The 945-nt window shown below is 53.5% G+C and carries 2 protein-coding genes; both read right to left on the bottom strand.

Annotation, left to right across the window (positions count from 1 at the left end; all coding sequences use genetic code 11):
* On the bottom strand, positions 1 to 146 hold a 146-nt coding region (locus L692_RS31875; protein ID WP_156940462.1), incomplete at its 3' end, for a sulfatase-like hydrolase/transferase.
* A gap of 25 nt (positions 147 to 171) precedes the next feature.
* Positions 172 to 945 carry a carbohydrate ABC transporter permease gene (locus L692_RS0115775; protein WP_051503515.1) on the bottom strand — a complete coding sequence of 258 codons (774 nt, stop codon included), beginning with the start codon at positions 943 to 945 and terminating at the stop codon, positions 172 to 174.

Consider the following 945-nt stretch of genomic DNA (forward strand, 5'->3'; position numbering starts at 1 on the left):
TGCGGCGCCGGGCAGAAATAATTGCTGAAGCGCACCCCTTCCTCGGCCAAAGCGTCAATCGCCGGCGTCTCGACCGACTGCCCGTAGCAGCCCAAATACCGGCCGGTGTCATGCGAGGTCATCAGCAAAATATTTTTACGCTTCATTATAATATCCTCCTCATGTAACACATTATTGCTTCACCGCTCCCGACGTCAGGCCCGCGATAATCCGCCGCTGGAACAGCAGTACGAGCAGCACAACAGGAACGGTCACCGTCACGGTCGCCGCCGATATTTCGCCCCACGGAAACGTAAACTCCCCCTGGAACATGGCAATGCCGACAGGCACCGTCATCATCGACTGCTTCGTATTGATCGTCAGCGCGAACAGGAACTCATGCCACGCGTCCACGAACACGATAATCGCCGTCGTGAACAGCCCGGGGGATACCAGCGGCAGCAGCACCCGGCCAAAAATGCCCAGCAGAGAAGCGCCATCCACCTTGGCTGCCTCCTCCAGCTCAATCGGAATTTGCTTGAAAAATGTGGTCATATACCAGATCGCAATCGGCAGAGCGTAGGTGGTATAGGGAATGACCAGCCCCGCGTACGTATTGCGAAGTCCGGCGGATTGCATAAACAGAAACAGCGGCGACAATGTGGCGATTTGCGGCAGCATGGATACGGCAAGCAGAATGCCGAGAAAAAAGGTTTTTCCAAAAAAATGCAGTCTCGCCACCGCATACGATGCAAAGGCCGCAACGCTTATCGAAAGAAACATCGTCAGCACACCAACCGCAAAGCTGTTCAGCAGATATCTGCCGAACGGATGGTTCGTAAACACGGAAATGTAATTCTCCAGCGTATACGCCGGGACCTTAATGCTGAAAGCATACTCTCCGTATAAATACAGGGGGGCCTTCAATGACGCAAGCAGCACCCACAAAAACGGAAAAATGATAAT

It is taken from the genome of Paenibacillus forsythiae T98, assembly GCF_000520735.1.
In the GTDB taxonomy this organism is placed as follows: Bacteria; Bacillota; Bacilli; order Paenibacillales; family Paenibacillaceae; genus Paenibacillus_AQ; species Paenibacillus_AQ forsythiae.